Consider the following 2,852-nt stretch of genomic DNA (forward strand, 5'->3'; position numbering starts at 1 on the left):
GTGCATCAAATAAAGCATTTTATCCACTATCATTACAACAGGATTATATTGAAACCGGCTCATGGCCAAATGATCCTGTACCTGTAACTGATGACATATTCAATGAATTTTCGGGAATACCGCCCACAGGAAAAATACGCTCCTCTGGCGAAGATGGCCTGCCTTGTTGGGAAGATATTCCACCTCCAACACAAGAAGAATTGATCTCTATTGCGGAAATCCAAAGAAAGCAGTTTATATCTCTTGCAAATAAAAAAATAACGCCACTGGCTGATGCAGTAGAACTTGATATCGCAACAGATGAAGAAATGCTATCACTTAAAGAATGGAAAAAATATCGCGTGATGCTTAACCGGGTTGATACTTCAAAAGCACCGGACATTGACTGGCCAATTGCGCCATTATCGTAACTAATAAAAAGGCCGGACTAAGGCAAACCCCGGCCTTTATCATTTTGTTATTGAAATCTACTTTCTATAATGAATATTTCAATAGGAAAATTATTTAAGGCAGTCTCTATAAAATAAGTATTAATCACTTAGACTTGTCGAATTACTTATTAATCAAAACATACGAAAAACAATTAACCCCATAAGATATAAAAATATTTAATTATTCTTTTTTATCTCTAGACTATGACCGATAGAAAATTATCTTTACAATAATTTTCTATCTATATAACTTACTATTGAACTTTAGGAAAATATATATGAATCCAAAGAATGATTTTAAAGCGTTTTCTATTAAAGATGGTGCTAATGTGGTAGATCAAAATTTATATGAAAATAGTCCAGAATTGCAGACTGGATTTCCCCCAATAGGTCTTACCACACATGTACTAAATAAAACATTACGTCAATCATCAACAATAGCCTCTGTTGTCGCTGATTTTATTGCGACAGAATCTGGCAGTGATGTTTTAGATGATGGTAATATAGCCAAGCTCACAGCACAATTAAATAAAGCGTTAGAAAAAAAAATCACAACACAAGTTCCCGATGCCTCATTAACACAGAAAGGTGTTGTTCAGCTCACAGATATGGTTGGCAATAGTAATACACTGGCTGCAACCCAGAAGCTCGTCTCAGATATAAATAATAACGCCAATAACAGACTAGAAAAAACACAAAACGGCGCAGATATTCCTAATAAAAATGAGTTTGTGAAAAATTTAGGTTTAAAAGAAGCCGCGAAACGAGAAATAGGAAACACAGCTAATCAAATCCCAGATGCCAGTTTCTTTTCCAGTAAATTAGATAACGATAAAGGTTGGTGGAAGAGTCCTAGTGGCATTATAGAGCAATATGTAAGAGTAATTATGAAAAGTAATTCTAATAGCAAGAATGCAACATATCATGAACGAAGAGCAAATGTTTCTTTTCCAATTGCATTTCCAACTGCTTTTCTTGGTGCATCAGTTTCAGTTACTGATACGGTGGGGCCTTATATTGAAACACCACTTGTAGCAAATGCCAGCAAAACTTCAATTACTGTGTGGACAGGGCTTTATCTTCCTGTAGGGGTTCACGGCGCTTTTCCAGATTCTGATATAATAGTCTATTTACGTGTATGGGGAAGATAAGATCTCTGTTGAAGTTGGTTTGTCGTAATTATTTACCATATAAATTAGTAGCTATGACAGAATAATGCAAACATTATCATAGCTTAAAAAAGACCGGGATTAAGTCAAAGCCCGGCCTTAATCACTTTGTTATTGAAATCTACTTTCTATAATGAATCTTTCAATAGGAAAATTATTTAATAAAGTTTCTATAAAATAAGTATTAATTACTTAGACTTATCGAATTACTTATTAATAAAAACACACGAAAAATAATTAACGCCATAAGTTATAAAGACATTTAATTATTATCTTTTATCTCTAAACTATGAGCGATTGGAAATTATCTTTACAATAATTAAAATTGTCATCTATAAAACACACTATTGAATTTTAGGAAAATACACATGAACCACAAAAATGATTTTAAAGCGTTTTCTATTAAAGATGGTGCTAATGTAGTGGATCAAAATTTATATGAAAATAGTCCAGAATTGCAGACTGGATTTCCACCAGACGGTTTTACCACCCATATATTAAATAAGGCATTACGTCAGTCATCAGCAATATCATCTGTTGTAGCTGATTTTATTGCGACAGGATCTGGCAGTGATGTTTTGGATGATGGTAATATAGCCAAACTCACTACACAATTAAATAAAGCGTTAGAAAAAAAAATCACAACACATACAACACAAGTTCCCGATGCCTCATTAACACAGAAAGGTGTTGTTCAGCTTACAAATGTGGTTGGCAATAGTCATACACTGGCTGCAACACAGAAACTTGTCTCTGATATAAATAATAATGTGAATAATAGAATTAACCAGCTTCCAAATATGTCGTCTTTCACCGCAAACCTAACTCAGAATGGTTGGCAAAAGTTACCTTCAGGTCTAATTATAATGTGGGGAACAGCACTAGTTTCTTTCGGTGGAAGTGGAAAACCGAATAGCGGATATCTTAATAGCTTTCCAATTCCATTCCCAAATCAATGTCTTAGTGTCACTTTAACTCATAATGCTTGGGACCCCGGCTCAGCAGGAATATTTGGAGCAAAAATAGAAAATCAGAGTCAGTTTCGGTGTTATAGAAGTAATACTCCTTACCCTCCCGCAGTTGGAACATTTTTTATAGCAATAGGATATTAATTTAAAAAATCAAATTGACGATTATCTAATTAAATCTGGTAGGAAATTATGAACAATAAAAACTATGTATTCAGTGCATCAAATAAAGCATTTTATCCACTATCATTACAACAGGATTATATTGAAACCGGCTCATGGCC

General features: G+C 33.9%; 3 protein-coding genes. All 3 read left to right on the top strand.

Annotated features, from left to right (window positions below):
* A partial coding sequence (locus tag AM629_RS20705) for a tail fiber assembly protein (protein WP_054481657.1) occupies positions 1–410 on the top strand: 410 nt, incomplete at its 5' end.
* 299 nt (positions 411–709) lie between these two features.
* Positions 710–1,582, top strand: coding sequence for a phage tail protein (locus AM629_RS24835; protein WP_083451972.1), 873 nt, complete (start codon positions 710–712; stop codon positions 1,580–1,582).
* A gap of 386 nt (positions 1,583–1,968) precedes the next feature.
* Positions 1,969–2,712: a phage tail protein gene (locus tag AM629_RS20715; RefSeq protein WP_054481658.1), complete on the top strand. Its 744-nt coding sequence runs from the start codon at positions 1,969–1,971 to the stop codon at positions 2,710–2,712.
* Positions 2,713–2,852 lie beyond the last annotated feature (140 nt).

It is taken from the genome of Photorhabdus heterorhabditis (assembly GCF_001280945.1).
Taxonomy (GTDB): domain Bacteria; phylum Pseudomonadota; class Gammaproteobacteria; order Enterobacterales; family Enterobacteriaceae; genus Photorhabdus; species Photorhabdus heterorhabditis.

What these genes read in the sequence shown, in the direction of transcription:
- AM629_RS24835 (WP_083451972.1), top strand. Translation starts at nt 710, where the DNA reads ATGAATCCAAAGAATGATTTTAAAGCGTTTTCTATTAAAGATGGTGCT.
- AM629_RS20715 (WP_054481658.1), top strand. Translation starts at nt 1,969, where the DNA reads ATGAACCACAAAAATGATTTTAAAGCGTTTTCTATTAAAGATGGTGCT.